Source organism: Maridesulfovibrio sp. (genome assembly GCF_963677005.1).
Taxonomy (GTDB): Bacteria; Desulfobacterota; Desulfovibrionia; order Desulfovibrionales; family Desulfovibrionaceae; genus Maridesulfovibrio.
In genome coordinates this window covers 3,958,645-3,974,597 of record NZ_OY781616.1, presented here as the reverse complement: position 1 = coordinate 3,974,597, position 15,953 = coordinate 3,958,645, and the positions used below count along the sequence as shown (strand labels likewise).

17 protein-coding genes and 3 tRNA genes are annotated in these 15,953 nt (G+C 51.1%); 16 read left to right on the top strand and 4 right to left on the bottom strand.

Annotated elements, in window-relative coordinates; all coding sequences use genetic code 11:
- Positions 1 to 5 precede the first annotated feature (5 nt).
- Positions 6 to 1,565 carry an AAA family ATPase gene (locus tag ACKU4E_RS17570; RefSeq protein WP_320172367.1) on the top strand — a complete coding sequence of 520 codons (1,560 nt, stop codon included), beginning with the start codon at positions 6 to 8 and terminating at the stop codon, positions 1,563 to 1,565.
- A 45-nt stretch (positions 1,566 to 1,610) separates the two neighbouring features.
- Here the strand turns inward: ACKU4E_RS17570 and ahcY are convergent, their stop codons facing one another.
- Complete coding sequence (gene ahcY, locus ACKU4E_RS17565) at positions 1,611 to 3,029, bottom strand: adenosylhomocysteinase (protein WP_320172366.1); 1,419 nt, start codon at positions 3,027 to 3,029, stop codon at positions 1,611 to 1,613.
- A 29-nt stretch (positions 3,030 to 3,058) separates the two neighbouring features.
- On the bottom strand, positions 3,059 to 3,970 hold the full coding sequence (locus tag ACKU4E_RS17560) for a metalloregulator ArsR/SmtB family transcription factor (RefSeq protein WP_320172365.1): 912 nt from the start codon (positions 3,968 to 3,970) through the stop codon (positions 3,059 to 3,061).
- 195 nt (positions 3,971 to 4,165) lie between these two features.
- On the opposite strand from ACKU4E_RS17560, the gene ACKU4E_RS17555 reads away from it, so the two are divergent.
- The 14 genes from ACKU4E_RS17555 to ACKU4E_RS17490 all read left to right on the top strand — a co-directional run bounded on the left by ACKU4E_RS17555 (position 4,166) and on the right by ACKU4E_RS17490 (position 13,962).
- Complete coding sequence (locus ACKU4E_RS17555) at positions 4,166 to 4,669, top strand: DUF721 domain-containing protein (RefSeq protein ID WP_320172364.1); 504 nt, start codon at positions 4,166 to 4,168, stop codon at positions 4,667 to 4,669.
- A 35-nt stretch (positions 4,670 to 4,704) separates the two neighbouring features.
- A complete protein-coding gene (locus ACKU4E_RS17550; protein WP_320172363.1) occupies positions 4,705 to 5,052 on the top strand; it encodes a hypothetical protein in 348 nt (115 codons plus the stop codon).
- Between the two features lie 85 nt (positions 5,053 to 5,137).
- Positions 5,138 to 5,212 (top strand) — tRNA-Gln (locus tag ACKU4E_RS17545).
- A gap of 20 nt (positions 5,213 to 5,232) precedes the next feature.
- Positions 5,233 to 5,310, top strand: a tRNA-Glu gene (locus tag ACKU4E_RS17540).
- 93 nt (positions 5,311 to 5,403) lie between these two features.
- Positions 5,404 to 5,481 (top strand) — tRNA-Glu (locus tag ACKU4E_RS17535).
- A gap of 109 nt (positions 5,482 to 5,590) precedes the next feature.
- Entirely contained in the window at positions 5,591 to 6,121 is a 531-nt protein-coding gene (locus ACKU4E_RS17530; protein ID WP_320172362.1) for an HD domain-containing protein, read from the top strand.
- A 340-nt stretch (positions 6,122 to 6,461) separates the two neighbouring features.
- Complete coding sequence (locus ACKU4E_RS17525) at positions 6,462 to 7,016, top strand: GAK system XXXCH domain-containing protein (protein WP_320172361.1); 555 nt, start codon at positions 6,462 to 6,464, stop codon at positions 7,014 to 7,016.
- Positions 7,017 to 7,064: 48 nt separating this feature from the next.
- A complete protein-coding gene (locus tag ACKU4E_RS17520) occupies positions 7,065 to 8,207 on the top strand; it encodes a hypothetical protein (protein WP_320172360.1) in 1,143 nt (380 codons plus the stop codon).
- Between the two features lie 140 nt (positions 8,208 to 8,347).
- A complete protein-coding gene (locus ACKU4E_RS17515) occupies positions 8,348 to 8,620 on the top strand; it encodes an amphi-Trp domain-containing protein (RefSeq protein ID WP_320172359.1) in 273 nt (90 codons plus the stop codon).
- 2 nt (positions 8,621 to 8,622) lie between these two features.
- Positions 8,623 to 10,290 (top strand): PhoU domain-containing protein, encoded by a 1,668-nt coding sequence (locus ACKU4E_RS17510; protein ID WP_320172358.1) that lies wholly within the window; start codon positions 8,623 to 8,625, stop codon positions 10,288 to 10,290.
- A gap of 25 nt (positions 10,291 to 10,315) precedes the next feature.
- Positions 10,316 to 11,191 (top strand): GAK system ATP-grasp enzyme, encoded by an 876-nt coding sequence (locus tag ACKU4E_RS17505; RefSeq protein ID WP_320172357.1) that lies wholly within the window; start codon positions 10,316 to 10,318, stop codon positions 11,189 to 11,191.
- Positions 11,191 to 12,279, top strand: a complete 1,089-nt coding sequence (locus ACKU4E_RS17500) for an HprK-related kinase B (protein WP_320172356.1) — start codon at positions 11,191 to 11,193, stop codon at positions 12,277 to 12,279. Before ACKU4E_RS17505 ends, ACKU4E_RS17500 begins: the two co-directional genes overlap by 1 nt.
- A gap of 134 nt (positions 12,280 to 12,413) precedes the next feature.
- Complete coding sequence (locus tag ACKU4E_RS17495; protein WP_320172355.1) at positions 12,414 to 13,601, top strand: GAK system CofD-like protein; 1,188 nt, start codon at positions 12,414 to 12,416, stop codon at positions 13,599 to 13,601.
- Between the two features lie 28 nt (positions 13,602 to 13,629).
- Complete coding sequence (locus tag ACKU4E_RS17490) at positions 13,630 to 13,962, top strand: amphi-Trp domain-containing protein (RefSeq protein WP_320172354.1); 333 nt, start codon at positions 13,630 to 13,632, stop codon at positions 13,960 to 13,962.
- A gap of 235 nt (positions 13,963 to 14,197) precedes the next feature.
- Here the strand turns inward: ACKU4E_RS17490 and ACKU4E_RS17485 are convergent, their stop codons facing one another.
- Positions 14,198 to 14,365, bottom strand: coding sequence for a hypothetical protein (locus tag ACKU4E_RS17485; RefSeq protein ID WP_320172353.1), 168 nt, complete (start codon positions 14,363 to 14,365; stop codon positions 14,198 to 14,200).
- A 429-nt stretch (positions 14,366 to 14,794) separates the two neighbouring features.
- Complete coding sequence (locus tag ACKU4E_RS17480; protein WP_320172352.1) at positions 14,795 to 15,451, bottom strand: helix-turn-helix transcriptional regulator; 657 nt, start codon at positions 15,449 to 15,451, stop codon at positions 14,795 to 14,797.
- Between the two features lie 163 nt (positions 15,452 to 15,614).
- On the opposite strand from ACKU4E_RS17480, the gene ACKU4E_RS17475 reads away from it, so the two are divergent.
- Positions 15,615 to 15,914 carry a hypothetical protein gene (locus ACKU4E_RS17475; RefSeq protein WP_320172351.1) on the top strand — a complete coding sequence of 100 codons (300 nt, stop codon included), beginning with the start codon at positions 15,615 to 15,617 and terminating at the stop codon, positions 15,912 to 15,914.
- Positions 15,915 to 15,953 lie beyond the last annotated feature (39 nt).

The following is a 15,953-nucleotide window of genomic DNA, read 5'->3' as shown; positions in this document are numbered from 1 at the left end:
ACAGCATGCTTGAATTGCTAAGAATACGCGACCTTGCGCTCATCGAAGACGCTGAAATAGAATTTTCACCGGGAATGAACGTGCTGACCGGGGAAACCGGAGCGGGTAAATCCTTTATTCTCAGGGCCATAGATTTTCTTACCGGACAGAAGATGAGCCCGGATATGGTGCGTCCCGGAAAAGAACAGGCTGTTGTGGAAGCAATGTTTGTTCATCCGGACGGCGAGGAATCCATCGTCCGCAGGGTTCTGTCCGCGGAAACCGGCCGAAGCAAAATTTTTGTTAACGACAAGCTCAGTTCCAGAAACACCATCATGGAACTGGGCTCCGCCATGATTCTGCATACCAGCCAGCACGCGCAGCAGAAACTTCTGCAACCCGCCTACCAGTGCATGATGCTGGATTCTTTTCTCGCGGACCGAAAACTTCCGGAACAGAAAGATTCCGTGCTGGCCGAACTTCGCGGCATTCTGAACAGAAAACAGGAGCTGAAAGACCGCTCCGCCTCTCTACTGGAAAAAAAAGATTTTCTCGAATTTCAACGCACTGAAATAGACAAGGTTTCCCCCTATCCGGGAGAAGAGGACGAACTGCTTGAAAAAAAGAATGCCCTGCGCGCTCAGGAAGACGCCGGGAAATGCATTCACAACGCCATGGAAATCATGCGCGGAGCCCCGGATCTTGCCGGAGCAATTTCACTGCTCGGTTCGGAGATGGAACGCATCAGCGACCTGTTTCCCGACTATGAAGAGGATCGCGAACGGGTGGTCGAGTTCAAACATTATCTGGACGAACTGGGCGGCAGGCTCCGTTCGCAACCGCTTGACTTCGACTCCGAGGAATCCATTGATGACATAGAGGCGCGACTCTACGAGCTCTCCAGACTCAAACGCAAACTAGGCCGCGACCTGAACCAGATCGTGCTGCTCAAACAGGAAATTCAGGAAAACCTCGATTTCCTCGACTCATGCGCACTGGAGCTTGCCCAGATCGAAAAAAAGGAAAAGGAACTGGCCAGCCGGCTTGAAACAGTGCTGGACCGACTCTCTTCCGCCCGAAAAGAAGCAGCAACAAGGCTTACGGAAAGAATAGTCGAGGAGTTGAAGGGACTGGGATTTTCAGAGCATGTTCAGGTCCGTTTCGAATTCATGCCCCACGAGCTTTATCCCGGCCTGAACGAAATGCGCGGAAGGCTCATGTGGATACCCAACCCCGGTCAGGGAGCACAACCGCTGGACAAGATTGCTTCGGGCGGAGAACTCTCCCGCTTCCTGCTGGCCATAACCGGGTTGCAGGGGGAATCCGAACGGCCCACGCTCATCTTTGATGAAGTGGATTCCGGCATCGGAGGGCATACCCTCAATCGCGTCGGGGAAAAGATGATGGAACTGGCCGGGCGCCAGCAGCTGATAGTCATCACCCACTGGCCGCAACTGGCCCAGTTGGCCGACCGCCATTTCCTGATTCACAAGGGCGTGGTGGACAAGGAAACTTTCACAACATGCAGGCAGCTTGATCCGTCCCGCATAAAAGACGAGCTTGCCCGCATGGCAGGTAAGGAATAAAAAGGCCCGGCAGGAAAAATCCTGCCGGGCCCTGCAGTCTGTTTATTAGTATCTGTAATGGTCGGGCTTGTAAGGGCCTTCGACCTTAACACCGATGTATGAAGCCTGCTGCTCGGAGAGCTTGTCGAGGGTAACACCAAGGCGTTCAAGGTGCAGACGGGCAACTTCCTCGTCCAGTTTCTTGGGCAGGATCATGACCTTGGGTTCATAATCGTTCAGGGCGAGGTCGATCTGGGCCAGAGCCTGGTTGGTGAAGCTGTTGGACATTACAAAGCTGGGGTGGCCGGTAGCGCAACCGAGGTTGACCAGACGTCCTTCGGCAAGAACGATTACGGATTTGCCGGATTCCAGCACCCATTTGTCCACCTGCGGTTTGATTTCGATCTTCTCGGCCTTGGGGTTGTTTTCCAGATATCCCATGTCGATTTCGTTATCGAAATGACCGATGTTGCAGACAATGGCTTCGTCTTTCATGCGGGCAATGTGTTCGCCGGTAACAACATGGTAGTTGCCGGTGCAGGTAACAAAAACATCACCGCGTTCCACTGCGTTTTCCATGGTAGTAACTTCAAAACCTTCCATTGCAGCCTGAAGAGCGCAGATGGGATCGATTTCGGTAACGAGCACGCGTGCGCCGAAGCCGCGCATGGACTGAGCACAACCCTTGCCCACATCGCCGTAACCGACAACAACAACTACCTTACCGGCGATCATTACATCGGTTGCGCGTTTGATGCCATCAGCAAGAGATTCCCGGCAGCCGTAGAGGTTGTCGAATTTGGACTTGGTAACGGAATCGTTGACGTTGAAGGCGGGAAAAAGAAGTTCCCCGGCTTCCTGCATCTGGTACAGACGATGTACGCCGGTGGTGGTTTCCTCGGAAACGCCGCGGACTTTCCTGGAGATGGCAGTCCATTTGCCGGGAGTTTCGGCAACGGAGAGTTTCAGTCTGTCCAGAACGCACTGAAATTCCTTGTTGTCGGTCTTCTGTTCGGCGATGGAAGGATCAGCTTCAGCCTTCACACCCTGATGGATAAGCAGAGTCGCATCACCGCCGTCATCGACGATCAGATCAGGACCGGTTCCGTCGGGCCAGGTCAGAGCCTGCTCCGTGCACCACCAGTACTCTTCGAGGGTTTCACCCTTCCATGCGAAAACCTTTGCGGTGCCGTTGGCGGCAATAGCTGCTGCGGCATGATCCTGAGTGGAAAAAATATTGCAGGATGCCCAGCGGATGTCGGCACCCAGAGCATGCAGAGTTTCAATGAGCATGGCAGTCTGGATGGTCATGTGCAGGGAGCCGGTGACCTTGAGGCCCTTGAGCGGCTGTTCCTTTCCGTACTTTTCACGAATAGCCATCAGGCCGGGCATTTCGCGCTCGGAAAGCTGCATTTCCTTGTTACCCCAGTCAGCCAGGGTTATATCGGCCACTTTGTACTCGAGACCAGGATCTACTTTAAGCATTTAATCCTCCGTGTTGCGGGATAAACCCGTCATTGTTTTTCTGAAATGCATACAAGGACAGTCAGTCCTTCATTAACTGGAAAGCGGCGGATATCCATCGCCCCCATTCCGGCTTCATTAATCCAGCCGGCTAGTTCTTCCTCTGTAAAACCGAGCCGGCGGTCACCGTACTCGGAACGCATCCGCTCATTAGAATGGACCAGAAAATCTGCGATAACCAGCTTTCCCCCGCTGGACAGGGTCCGCGCAGCCTCGGACACAGCCTTGTCCGGACGCGGAAGATGGTGCAGGACCATGGAAATGACTGCGAAATCGGCCTCCCAGTCACGCAGCGGCAGGTGAGTCAGTTCTCCGATGCGCAGACTCACTCTGGGGTTTGCGCCTATGCGCGACTCGGCCAGTTCAAGCATTTTTGGCGAACTGTCCACACCGATGACGGACCGGCACCCTGCAAGCATTGCTTCCAGCAGAGCTCCGTTGCCGCAGCCAAGGTCCACCGCAACGGAACACGATCCGGCAATGGAAACCAGTTCCTCGTTCAGATTGAAGCCTCCGAACACATCGCGCTGCAACCTTTCCCAGTCTTCTGCTATTTCATCAAAAAATTTACGTGTCTCCATATTCCGCTCGGCAAGAACCCTGGCAACCCGTCTGCTGTCTTCGGCGATTTCCGGTTCATCCTCCAGAAGCCACCCGATGGATTCTGCAAAACGGCTTCCGGCACCGGACCGGGCCAGACGATAAAAATTCCAGAGACCTTCCCGCCGGGATTCAAGCAGACCGCTTTCATGAAGTATCTTGAGATGCCTGGACACCCGCGGCTGAGACATGCCGAGAACCTGGACTACTTCGCCAACGTTCAACTCTGTCTCTCTAAGCATTGCCAGGAGCCTGATCCTGATCTCATCCGACAACGCCTTGCTGAATTTAAGCATCTCCATCTGTAAAACCTCACCCCTGAAAAAACATAACGACATCTTTATATAACGATATTAAACAGAGCCCTACGCGCCATAACCGAAAGCGTCAAGCATTAACTGTCATCTAATATGTTGGGCTGCGGCAGGGAGTAATTGCCATACAGGACTTAAACGTATAAACATGGTATAAAGTAAAACCGTCTGAAAAGCATTACCATGGCAGTGAAGAAAAAATATACCGGCCCGGTAAAAAGGGTCTTCCACCCCCGGCAGCGAAATGTACGCTCGGTAGGCGAAGCGCTTGACAGCTTTGTCGACGTAATGGACGCAAAAGACCGGCTGATGATTCCCAGACTGTGGAAGGCATGGCCGGAACTTATGGGCGAACTTGCTGAATTTGCCAAGCCGCTGGGACACCGTAAGAGGACATTGATCCTGGCTTCGGACGACCCTGTGGCCGCTCAGGAACTCTCATATTTCGCTCCGGAGATCCTGGAAAGAATAAATTCATTTTTTGGTGAAGAAGTCTTTGACAAGGTGCTGTTTGAACTGCTAAACGGCAGGGTTCCATTGGACGGGTACGAATTGAAGCGTACAGAGTTCAATGATGCCAAGATCAGAAGGCCCGGAGATATAGGCGGGCTGAAAGACAAATTTGATCCCGAATCGGCGGTCGGAAGATGTTATCTGAAATACGTCCGCCTTTTTGAAAAATCATAATATTTCAGGGCAAAAAGCCCGCCAAGGAGGACAATATGAGCGAAGAAACCCCCACTCTCGAAAGCCTGGCCCTTAAGAAACCCCTTGACAAAATGACCGTCAAGGAACTGCGTCAGCTGTGCATGGATAAAATGCCCCTCATCGTAGGCGCTTCCAGCATGGACAAGGAAACCATCGTTTCCAACATCAAGGAATACCTCGGAATCCAGGATGAAGAAGGCGCAGTATCTCCCTACAAAGACCAGATCCTCTCCATCAAGAGAGAAATCCGGGCCAAACGCATTGAAAAGGCCGCTGCTGAATCCCGCAAGGACCGCAGTCAGCTGCGCCGCAAGATCAACAAGATGAAAAAACAGACCCGCTCTCTCGCGAAAGCTCTGTAATCATTTTATTTTCCTCATACTGCAAAAAAGTTGAAAATAACTGTTGACAGATTGAGGCAATCCAAATAAACACTCTCTTCGTTGTTGGGACATCGTTCAATTGGCAGGACGACGGGTTCTGGCTCCGTTAATCAAGGTTCGAGTCCTTGTGTCCCAGCCACAACAACACATATGAGATGCGTCCCCATCGTCTAGCCTGGCCCAGGACACCTGCCTTTCACGCAGGCGACAGGGGTTCAAATCCCCTTGGGGACGCCACTCATCAAAGACTTGAACAGCCAGAGCAGGTCTTGCCATCACCGGCTTCAACATCGTGATTCAGGCCACGGAAGCAGGTACATATTTTGATGCGTCCCCATCGTCTAGCCTGGCCCAGGACACCTGCCTTTCACGCAGGCGACAGGGGTTCAAATCCCCTTGGGGACGCCACGAAATTTCAAGGACCGGTTCATGGAGAATCGGTCCTTTTTCGTTTGTCTGCCGTTCAGCATAACCGCCAACACAGCAGCATCCATTCCACAACACGCGAGAACCAGCCATGTCCGAAATACCCAACCGGGAACAATGCGAAAAGCTCCTTGCCGAGCATAGCGTCAGCGGCAAGGTAATCAATCACTGCGCAATGGTCCACGATGTAGCCCTCAGGATAGGCCGGGACCTTAAATGGCTCCGTGACCGAGGCCCCAACCTTGCGCTCATCTCTGCCGCCGCAATGCTTCATGACATAGCCAAGGGACAGCCCGATCACGCCGAGGCGGGAGCGAAAATATTACGCAGCCATGGTCTGCAGGCTGTGGCCGACATTGTCGGCGCGCACAACGATCTGGATTTTTCCGGGGAAGCTCCTGTAACGGAAAAGGAAATCGTTTTTATTGCGGACAAGCTGGTCAAAGGGGAGCAGATGGTCACCGTGGCCTATATTTACGACCATAAAATAGAAGCATGCAGCAACGATCCGGATACTGTAGCCATCCTTAAAAGGATGAAAGCCGTAGCCATGCGCATCAAATCCTCCATTGAACAGGAAACCGGCAAAAATCTCGAAGAACTTGCCATAGCCGAGAACTGATTTTCCCGACTCACCACTCTAAAGATCAAAGCCCGGACTGATTGCAGCTCCGGGCTTTTTTTGTTCACACGCCTGATCGGACCCGGCAAAGGGGCCCGGCAACAGCCAGACATCCCTACTAGCCAATCCCCCCTGCTTGGGTATATCCTTTATGTATGGAATCAATACCGGAAAACTCCCGGCAATTGCCTTCCTCTCAAATTGACTCACTTCGGTTGCTATATTGTAACATTTTCGCAACAGCAACGATTGGACGATCCTATACAGACTAAAAGGATATCCAACCTGTTGAGAAAACAAGGAACATAAAAACATAGTTAAGCGATCTGGAGGCCGTCCAATGGGCAAAGACAGTAAAATTGAAAGAATGATAAGCACCGGTGAGTTACCGGAATTTTTCCGCAAGATGGCATCCGCGATGGAAACCGGCGCAACAGACGAGAATGCCTACCTGTCCGCGATAGAAGGGTTTGAAAAACTCAAGATAAGCATCCGCAACGAGCAGGGCCAGACTGTTATCAAAATAAAGGCCCGCCCCTCCAAAATGCCGGATCAGGATGAAACGGCCACCTCTGAGGCTGAAAGCCGTTCCGATACGGGAAAACCCAAATACACCCAGTTGAAAAAGCGTATGAAAAAATCGTTCAAAACGATTTTCAAAACGTTGCATGCCGGGGAAATGCCTCCCGCAGAGACGGTGGAAGAGTTCATTGCCGATTCCGAACTGATGACCAGCTATACAGGCAAGGGGCTTGGTGACGAATATTACAGTGAATACACAGATGCCTGCGAAGTCTTCATGGAAGCGTTCAAGGCCGGAGACCAGGAAGCCGCACATACGGCCTGCGACGAGATCAATCACATCAAAACCAAGTGCCACGCAAAATACGACTGAAAAGCAGTCGACCACATTGCTCCAACCACAAAACCAGGATTATCTATAATGAATGCTACCAACAATTGCCCGCAACCGATAAAAGTAACTCCGGAAATAACCGATGACGACCGCACCAGATTCCATGATGTAATCTCTACTGATCTTGCCGACTGGCAGGTGGAACAGGTTGTTACCCCGTCCAAAATTTATCCGCGCCAGGAAAAACTTCTCGCCCTGCACTGGCACCCGGAATTTGTACCCATGGACCTGATAACCCGTCGGGTAAATGCCATGTTTCCGAATGTTACAGACAAAATGATGATCCCCACCCAGCATAACATCCTGATGAGCTACGGGGATTACACCGGCGTAGAGGTGGACTGCTACGCCAGCGGGTTCAACCAGAAGGTTCAGTTGCTGCTCCACTTCGAAAACGAAAGGGTTCGCGAAGCCGATGTGCTGAAATCAATGCTGGCCCACACATTCAAATACCGCTCTTCACAGCTGTTTGAATACATGGACGCCATCACCAAGCCGGATGAGGAAAAAGTCGGTCTCGCGGCCCGCAGCACAGGCGCGGACGATGAACTGGTGGAGATGGTCCGTGTATATGTGACCAAAATCCAGACCATGCTTGATGAAGAGTGGTCGGATGTTCCCAAAGAGTCCATCAAGAACAAACTCCTGAAGAACTACTTTGATGCCATGCGGCCCATTTATGGCGACAACACAATCAACCGCGTTCAGGCCTACCTCAAAGCTATAAAACAGCTGGTAAAAAGCAATTTCTCTCTCAAATACTTCTACCGGGCCACTGAAGTTATAGAGGAAGCCCGCTCGCTCGGCGGGTGTGTTGTCATCCCCCACCCTGAAGAATTCTGGCCCATACTGCTGGCCAAATACGATGTTGACGGCATTGAGGTCTGGAATCCGCAGTCGCAGAGATACACGGATTTTCTCATCTCGGTAGTGGATCAGCAGAACACCGCAAGACCGTCCGGAAGCCGTAAGCGTCTTATCTTCATGGGCGATGACTGCCACATGAGTGAAAAAACCAAAAGACCTGAGACACAGGACCCGGTCAAAGCCGCACGTGAAATCGGTCTGCAACCGGCCTGGGACGACCTGAATATCAGGAAAAAACTGATTATCGCAGGTATCGACAGACAATCGGTAATTACCGAATACCGAGAAAGACTTGCCGGGTGACAGCAGTGCGGCAATCTTCATCCAATCTTCATCAAATCGAAACGAACGGCCCCATATCAGGGTGGTAAAGCTCTTCCTCATACCTGCAAGACAAGTCTTCCGGCAGTGCAACTCCGCTGTCGGGATTACGGAGATAACTGATGCCAATTGAAAAAAAATTCGTCTTTGATTCGCTTCAGGACGCCGAAACAATCCGCCAGTTCCTATCGGCACTGGTTGATGGATTCGAATCTGGTAACATAAACCTGTCCACCAACGGCGATGAAATTGAGCTCCAGCCCAAGGGTCTGCTCAATTTTTCGGTGAAAGCCAAAAAAAAATCGGACATGAACAAAATAACCATCAAAATCTCATGGAAAGAATCCGGTGAATGGGACAACCCCATGGGAAAAACCCTTAACGTCAGCTCATAGCCATGCTCACTTTCGAAGGACTGGACGAAAACTTCAAATTTCTCATCATAGAAGTGCTGAACCAGATCAAGGCAACCAGGGAATTTGTCAAATCTCCCTCCAGGTCCCTGTTCCGCAAGATAACCTCCCGTGATGACTACATAGACAACCTCAAAACCGTAATCGAGAATAAATGTTATTCCCGCATCAACAGTTCAAAGGATCTTGATAAAAACCTGCTCAACAAGATCAGGGCCATACAGGTCTCCTCGGTCAATCTGGAACGCATCGGCGACTACTGCGTCAACATTGTCAACCAGATGGCCTATCTGGAGGACAAGTCTTTTGTGCTCCGTTTTGAATGTGAAGAAGCCTTCGACATAATCGAGGAAACCACCGAACTGATTGAAGAGGCCTTTGCAAGGGAAGACATGCCTCTGGCACTCAAGATCTGCAAATCGGAATACAGGCTGGACTCGCTATACAAAGACAATTTCAACCGTATTCTGGCTGAAATGGGAAGCGGCAAGAACATTCCCAACCTTGTCACGGTCATATTCATTTTCCGCTATCTTGAAAGGATAGGCGACTCCATGCTGAACGTGGGGGAATCCATAATATTCTCCATCCTCGGCGAACGAATCAAGATCGAACAGTTCGAATCCCTGCAGCAGACCCTGAGCGTATCCGGCTTTGACGGTTCTTTTTCGGACATTGACTTTCAGGGAATATGGGGCTCAAGGTCCGGCTGCCGTATCGGCAGGGTTCAGGCCAAGGACGCGGAAAACAGTGCGTACAGCCAGGTCACTCCTGTCGCTCAGGGAAGCATATATAAGGAAGGCAGCCTTGATAAGATACGGCAGGAGCGCAACAACCTGGATACATGGAACCAAAAGTTTCCGGGCATGGTACCGGAGGTGTTCGGATTTCACGAAATTCCGAGCGAAAACAAAGGGTCGATGCTGGTTGAGTTCCTTCCGGGCTGTACTCTCGACACAATGATTCTGACCTCCGATGATGCCGATCTTGAAAACACCCTGTTCATCCTTGAACAGACTCTGCGGCATATCTGGGGTACAACCAAGAAGGTCACCCCCACCCCCACCACCTTCATGCAGCAGCTCAAGTCCAGACGCAACGGAGTCCTGCAGGTTCATCCTGAATTCAACCGCAACGCGCGGCAACTTGGTTCCACGGAAATCATTTCGTCGGAAATTCTGATCAATGAATGCATGACCATCGAGGAATCGATCCCGGCGCCGTTTTCAGTGTTCATTCACGGCGATTTCAACTGCAACAACGTAGTCTACGCGAATACGGATGAACGGATCAGGTTCATCGACCTCTACCGCTCGCGGGATTTCGACTATATCCAGGATGTTTCCGTATTCCTTGTTTCCGGATTCCGCATGCCCGTTTTCGAAAGGCCCATCCGTAACAAGATCAATGCGGTCATAAGCCGTTTTTACAACTTCGCGGATGAATTCGCCCATGAAAACGATGATGCAGCCTGGCAGGCCCGACTTGCTCTGGCACTGGCACGGTCATTCTATACATCCACAAGGTTTGAATTCAACTACGCATTTGCCAAGGAAATGTTCAACCGCTCCATGTTCCTGCTGGAAAAGGTGTACAGGTTCAGCGGAAGTTGGGAAAATTTCATACTCCCTGAAGACATTCTCTACTACTAACCATAAGTCAAATAAGGTGATTACCATGAAAATAGGCGTGATAGGCATAAAGGACGCATGGTCTTCGGAGCAGCTTGCCGAAGCGGTTGCCCGCAAGACCGGTGGAGAGACAACTGTTTTTGAAATGCAGGACGTGCGTCTGGACCTTCCGTCCGGCAGATCCATGGCCGAAGGACAGGACCTCTCCGAATTCGACGCGCTTATCATCAAGAAAATCGGTCGCCAGTATTCACCGGACCTGCTGGACCGTCTTGAAATGCTGCGCATGCTTGAAGGTCGCGGTGTTAAGATTTTTTCCTCCCCCTACTCCATCCTGAGAGTGCTGGACAGGCTGACCTGTACCATTTCCCTGCAGCTCGGCGATATCCCCATGCCGCCGACCACTATCACCGAGGATGTGGACCACGCGCTTGCAGCAGTGGAAGAATACGGTGAAGCCGTATTCAAACCCCTGTACAGCACCAAGGCCAGGGGGATGTTCGTGCTCAAACCCGGTCCGGATGCCCGCAGCACAATCGAAAAATACCACAGCGAGTACAAGACAATGTACATCCAGAAAACCATCGACCTTAACGGAAGCGATCTGGGCATTGTATTTCTCGGCGGCGAATACCTGACCACCTATGCGCGCTGCAAGACCACGGATTCATGGAACACCACCACGGTCAACGGCGGAAAGTATGCTCCTGTCGATCCGCCGAGTGAAATAATCGAGCTGGCCCGTAAGGCTCAGGCCATATTCAATCTGGATTTTACCTGCGTGGACGTGGCCATAACCAAAGAAGGACCTTTCATATTCGAGGTTTCGGCTTTCGGCGGCTTCCGCGGCATCCGTGATGCTCGCGGAATCGATGCGGCAGCCCTTTATGTGGACTATGTAACCGAAAAGGTGAAGAAATAATGAACTGCAACACAACTTCAAGAGCCGCCATTGTAAGCAGATACCGTGAGGATTTCCCGGCAACCGAGGCAATTTTCATAGACTTCGGTGGCTGCATCATAGAAACAAGGGTTAACTCCCCGGAACTGCTCGCCGACCTCAGCAACTACTTCAAGGAATTCCTGACCGAAGCGGACCATGGAGATATCCTGATAACCGCCCACGAATGCCCAGCAGCCGATCTCGGTCTTGAATACACAGTAAAGCAGCCTGATCCGGGCAAGACAAAAATCAAGGAAGAATTCGCCGAACTTCCCGACGGCCGCGTTGTCTACAAGCGGCTCACCGGGCTGATCTTTGCTTTCGGTGAAGGCGAAAACATAGCCATCGGACCGTGCATTGAAAATTCGAATCAGGTCATCAACTTCATCAACAACCGGTTTATCGAATACAAGCTTAATCAGGGATGTTTTCTTGGGCATGCCGCCGGGGTAATAGAAAGCGGGCGGGGAATTGCTCTGGCCGGATTTTCCGGCATGGGCAAATCGACACTGGCCCTGCATCTGATGAGCCGCGGCACGACTTTCATAAGCAACGACCGGGTGATGATTGAAGACAACGGAGAATCTGTCACAGTCTACGGAGTTGCCAAACAGCCGCGCATCAATCCCGGCACGGCTTTAAACAACCCGGACCTGCAGTGCATAATTGCGCCGGAAGACAAGGAAAAATTTCTTGCCATGCCCAAAGAAGAACTCTGGGAACTCGAACATAAATACGACGCCCTGATTGACGAGTGCTACGGCAAAGAAAAATTCATTTTGCGCGCGCCCATGGAGGGGCTGGTTATTCTGAACTGGCACCGCGACAACAGCGAAACCAGAATTCAGATAGTAGACCCCATGGAACGCAAGGACCTGCTTCCGGCGTTCATGAAGGGAACAGGACTCTTCTACCGCCCGGACTCGGCAGATAAAATATGCGATCCTGACGTAGAAGCCTACGCGGAAATACTGTCCAAAACCACCCTTATCGAGATAAGCGGCGGTGTGGATTTCGATAAGGCCGCAGATGCCTGCCTGAAGTTCATGCGCACCGGAACGCTGTAACCAGCTCAGAGACAGGAAGCGGGGCCTATGAAGAATCTGTCTGTGTTAGGCAGCCTCATGCTGTTGTTTCCATTTGTTTCAGGTTAGGATAATCAATCTGACATAGAACTCATTTAATCATGCAGGAATTATCAGTGCGAATAAAAATTGAAAGAGAAGTAAGAGTTCCGGACCCCATAAAGCTGGAACGATACAGAAGAACCCCGGACCTCGGTCCGAGAATCCTTTTTTTCAGTGGCGGAACGGCACTGAAGAAGACTTCTACCGAACTTACCCAATATACGCACAACAGCATCCACGTAATAACTCCGTTTGATTCCGGCGGAAGTTCTGCCGTTATCCGCAACAAATTCAAAATGCTTGCGGTGGGAGATATCCGCAACCGGCTTATGGCCCTTGCGGATCAATCCGTGCTCGGCAACCCGGAAATATACAAGCTCTTTGCATACAGGCTCCCGAAAGATGCCGACGACGCCGAACTGCACGCGGAATTCGAGCAGCTGATGTCGGCAGAACATCCGCTGGTAAGGGATATTCCGGCGCCCATGCGCAAGATAATCCGCAACCACTTTATTCAGTTTGCGGATATCATGGAGGATTTCAACCTGCGCGGAGCAAGCATCGGCAATATAATTCTTACTGCCGGGTACATAGCAAACAGACGACATATCGACCCGGTAATTTTCATCTTTTCCAAACTCGTCGAAGTACGCGGAATTGTACGCCCTACGGTCAATAAGGACCTGCACCTGGCCGCAGAGCTGGAGGACGGCTCGTTTGTGGTCGGCCAGCACCTGCTGACCGGCAAGGAAGCCGGCCCTATATCCTCAGGGATAAAAAAGCTCTGGCTCGCGGAGAAACTGGATGATTCGACTCCATGCAAGGCCCAGATCCGGGAAAAGCTTGCTGACCTCATCCGCAGCGCAGAACTCATCTGCTATCCTCTCGGAAGCTTTTACTCCAGCGTTGTAGCAAACCTGCTCCCGGAAGGTGTCGGAAACGCAATCAGGTCCAACGGCTGTCCGAAGGTATTCACCCCGAATACCGGGACGGACCCGGAACTGAAAGAACATTCCCTGACCGACCAGATAAACAAGCTTCTGTATTACCTGCGCAAGGACGACCCCGAAAATATCGCCATACACGATGTGCTTAATTTTATATTGGTGGATTCGGTTAACGGCATTTATCCCGGCGGCGTGGATAAAAACGAAATTAACAAATTGGGAATGAAGGTCATTGACTGCGAACTCATCAGCGAAGAGAGCGCTCCATATCTGGACCCGTCCCTGCTCTCCAAGGCTTTGCTGTCCCTGACCTGATAATTTCCGGCCAAAAGGTTGGTGTACTATGGGAAAAAAAGAAAAAAAGAAAATTTCAGTCAAGCAGACCATGACCCATGAAGAAACGGTCTCGTTTCTCAAGACCCTCATGGACAGCTTCAACTCGCGTGAAGTTATCGTCAAAAATGAAGAAGACAGTCTTCTGCTTGTGCCTGCCGATGAAATAGGCATGGAACTCAAAGCCAAGGTAAAAAAGGGCAAGGTAAAGATGAAAATAGCCCTCAGTTGGTCAGAGCTTCCGCAGGTAGAAGCACTGGTTGCTCCTGCCGAACCGGAAACAGAAGCTGCAGTCGAAGAAGTCGCGGAGCAGCCTGACGCAAAGGAAGAACCTCAGTCCTGAGCAGGAAGAGATTTTTCATTACCATAAGCCGCCCGGAACAGTCTGCTCCGGGAAGCAGAACCGGATCTCCCGGTTTCATACGCTGCCAAAAGGAAACCGCCCGGATGGGCGGTTTGCCTTTAGGTGGGTGATGAGAGATGAATTAAGTGTGTGTTAGATGAGATTATACAGCTTTCGAACCGGCACAGGGGAATCGGCCGATCGAAATTTTTGGAAATTTTTTTAAACCCACACACTACTTGAGACTGTTTATGTCCAGCGGACTCCCGCATACCGGACATGTCCTGATCGTTTTTCCGTACGTAGAACCCATAACCCAGAAACGTGTAAACCAGTTTTCCGGCCTTTTATGGTGATACTGCACCAGCACCCTGTTCCCGCATTTGCAAAATCTCTCCTGCATGACTGCCTCCTGCTGCTTTGCTTATCAGAAACGGAAGGGCTCAACCTTTCCGCCGTTCTCCTGCCGTGTGACGAGTACAGTTAAACACTGACACAACTCCATGTCAACTAAAATTAAACTATACACACAAAATAAGTTAGTCAAAGTTAACTTGTGTTTTCAAAACAAGGAGTTACGGTTTTGCCTTATGAACCATAAGAACAAGAAGCTCTAGCAGGATGCACAATGAACGCAAAAAAACGGGATGGAGCAAAGCGCCAACATCCCGTTTTCTAAAATAATGCAATAAATAAGATGATTATGGATGATCCGACCATCCCTGAATAATTGAATAGCCAGCTACCTGAAAAGGCACACCCCGCAAAAGACTTCAAATACCCCGGATACCGGCATCAGCCCCCGGACTATCCGGGCCAAAGCCCCTGACGATCAGTGATATTCACGGGAAATCCAGACCACCTGCCCCAGAACACGGACATTCTCAAGTTCATCCCCGCCCAGATATATTGGGGAATAGTCCTTGTTGTCGCTGTGCAGGACCATCTGGCCCGGACGCTTTTCCACCCTTTTGACCATTACCGTGTCTTCAACGCCGACAGCGTAGATTCCACCGGCCAGTATGTTCTTGCGGGACTGGTCCAGAAGGACAACATCGCCTTCCTTCAGCTCCGGCTCCATGCTGTTGCCGTAGACTTCCATCAGGACCATATCGGAGGGATTGCCTTTGCTTTTGATCCAGTCCTTGCGGAAAGCGTAATAGCCTTCCACTTCCGCTCCAGTCTCAAAGGAACCGCCCCCGGCGGACAGCCGGGCCGCGACCTTGGGTATCCGTGCGAAATCTCCGGCGAATTCCTGAGCGCTTGCTTCTGGACCGGGGGAGCCGATACCGGATTCAAGCCAGGTGGAATCAATGTTGTAGCGGACGGACAGATCCAGAATCCAGCGAGGAGGAACTGCGCCCTTCTTTTTGACCAGCGACACCGCCGCACGGCCGACTCCGAGTTCACGAGCCAGTTGGGCCTGCGTGGAAATATCCGTCTGTTCCCTGAGCCGTTCAAAAAAAGAATCAAAATCCTTGCCCTGCATCGCTCCCTCTACTTAACTATAATTTAACAAATTGGTTCACCATGACTTAACGCACTATAGAGGAGACCGCAACCTTTTTGTAAACAGAGAAGACTTTCAAAACAAAGGTGTTTGTAGTAATGTGTTGTACTGGTTGCAGGACTTTCACCCCGGAGTTTTTTTGATGAGCAATGATCTGGCCGTAAAGAACATGGCTGCCGCTTTTGTGGAGTACTTCGAATTCGACTTCGGAGATGCCGGGGTGGAGCTTTCTCTTCTGGATGATGCACCGGCCGAACTGCAAAAGATGATCAGGGAACTTTGCGGTAGAATTTCGCCTGAAACTCTGGTTCAGGTCTACGAAGCGCTGAACGCCATTTCCGAGGCTGACGACATATATCAGTGTGAAATAGATGAAAAGGTCTGCCAGCTCACCTTATTCTGCAAGATTGCACGGAACCTGGAAAAGATAGCTGTGGGCTGAAATAGTGCAGGCACGGAGCATCCGCCATGCCGCCGGTAT

What these genes read in the sequence shown, in the direction of transcription:
- ACKU4E_RS17510 (WP_320172358.1), top strand. Translation starts at nt 8,623, where the DNA reads ATGCTCACTTTCGAAGGACTGGACGAAAACTTCAAATTTCTCATCATA.
- ACKU4E_RS17475 (WP_320172351.1), top strand. Translation starts at nt 15,615, where the DNA reads ATGAGCAATGATCTGGCCGTAAAGAACATGGCTGCCGCTTTTGTGGAG.
- ACKU4E_RS17485 (WP_320172353.1), bottom strand. Translation starts at nt 14,365, where the DNA reads ATGCAGGAGAGATTTTGCAAATGCGGGAACAGGGTGCTGGTGCAGTAT.
- ACKU4E_RS17480 (WP_320172352.1), bottom strand. Translation starts at nt 15,451, where the DNA reads ATGCAGGGCAAGGATTTTGATTCTTTTTTTGAACGGCTCAGGGAACAG.
- ACKU4E_RS17530 (WP_320172362.1), top strand. Translation starts at nt 5,591, where the DNA reads ATGTCCGAAATACCCAACCGGGAACAATGCGAAAAGCTCCTTGCCGAG.
- ACKU4E_RS17520 (WP_320172360.1), top strand. Translation starts at nt 7,065, where the DNA reads ATGAATGCTACCAACAATTGCCCGCAACCGATAAAAGTAACTCCGGAA.
- ACKU4E_RS17555 (WP_320172364.1), top strand. Translation starts at nt 4,166, where the DNA reads ATGGCAGTGAAGAAAAAATATACCGGCCCGGTAAAAAGGGTCTTCCAC.
- ACKU4E_RS17550 (WP_320172363.1), top strand. Translation starts at nt 4,705, where the DNA reads ATGAGCGAAGAAACCCCCACTCTCGAAAGCCTGGCCCTTAAGAAACCC.
- ACKU4E_RS17490 (WP_320172354.1), top strand. Translation starts at nt 13,630, where the DNA reads ATGGGAAAAAAAGAAAAAAAGAAAATTTCAGTCAAGCAGACCATGACC.
- ahcY (WP_320172366.1), bottom strand. Translation starts at nt 3,029, where the DNA reads ATGCTTAAAGTAGATCCTGGTCTCGAGTACAAAGTGGCCGATATAACC.
- ACKU4E_RS17525 (WP_320172361.1), top strand. Translation starts at nt 6,462, where the DNA reads ATGGGCAAAGACAGTAAAATTGAAAGAATGATAAGCACCGGTGAGTTA.
- ACKU4E_RS17505 (WP_320172357.1), top strand. Translation starts at nt 10,316, where the DNA reads ATGAAAATAGGCGTGATAGGCATAAAGGACGCATGGTCTTCGGAGCAG.
- ACKU4E_RS17515 (WP_320172359.1), top strand. Translation starts at nt 8,348, where the DNA reads ATGCCAATTGAAAAAAAATTCGTCTTTGATTCGCTTCAGGACGCCGAA.
- ACKU4E_RS17570 (WP_320172367.1), top strand. Translation starts at nt 6, where the DNA reads ATGCTTGAATTGCTAAGAATACGCGACCTTGCGCTCATCGAAGACGCT.
- ACKU4E_RS17560 (WP_320172365.1), bottom strand. Translation starts at nt 3,970, where the DNA reads ATGGAGATGCTTAAATTCAGCAAGGCGTTGTCGGATGAGATCAGGATC.
- ACKU4E_RS17500 (WP_320172356.1), top strand. Translation starts at nt 11,191, where the DNA reads ATGAACTGCAACACAACTTCAAGAGCCGCCATTGTAAGCAGATACCGT.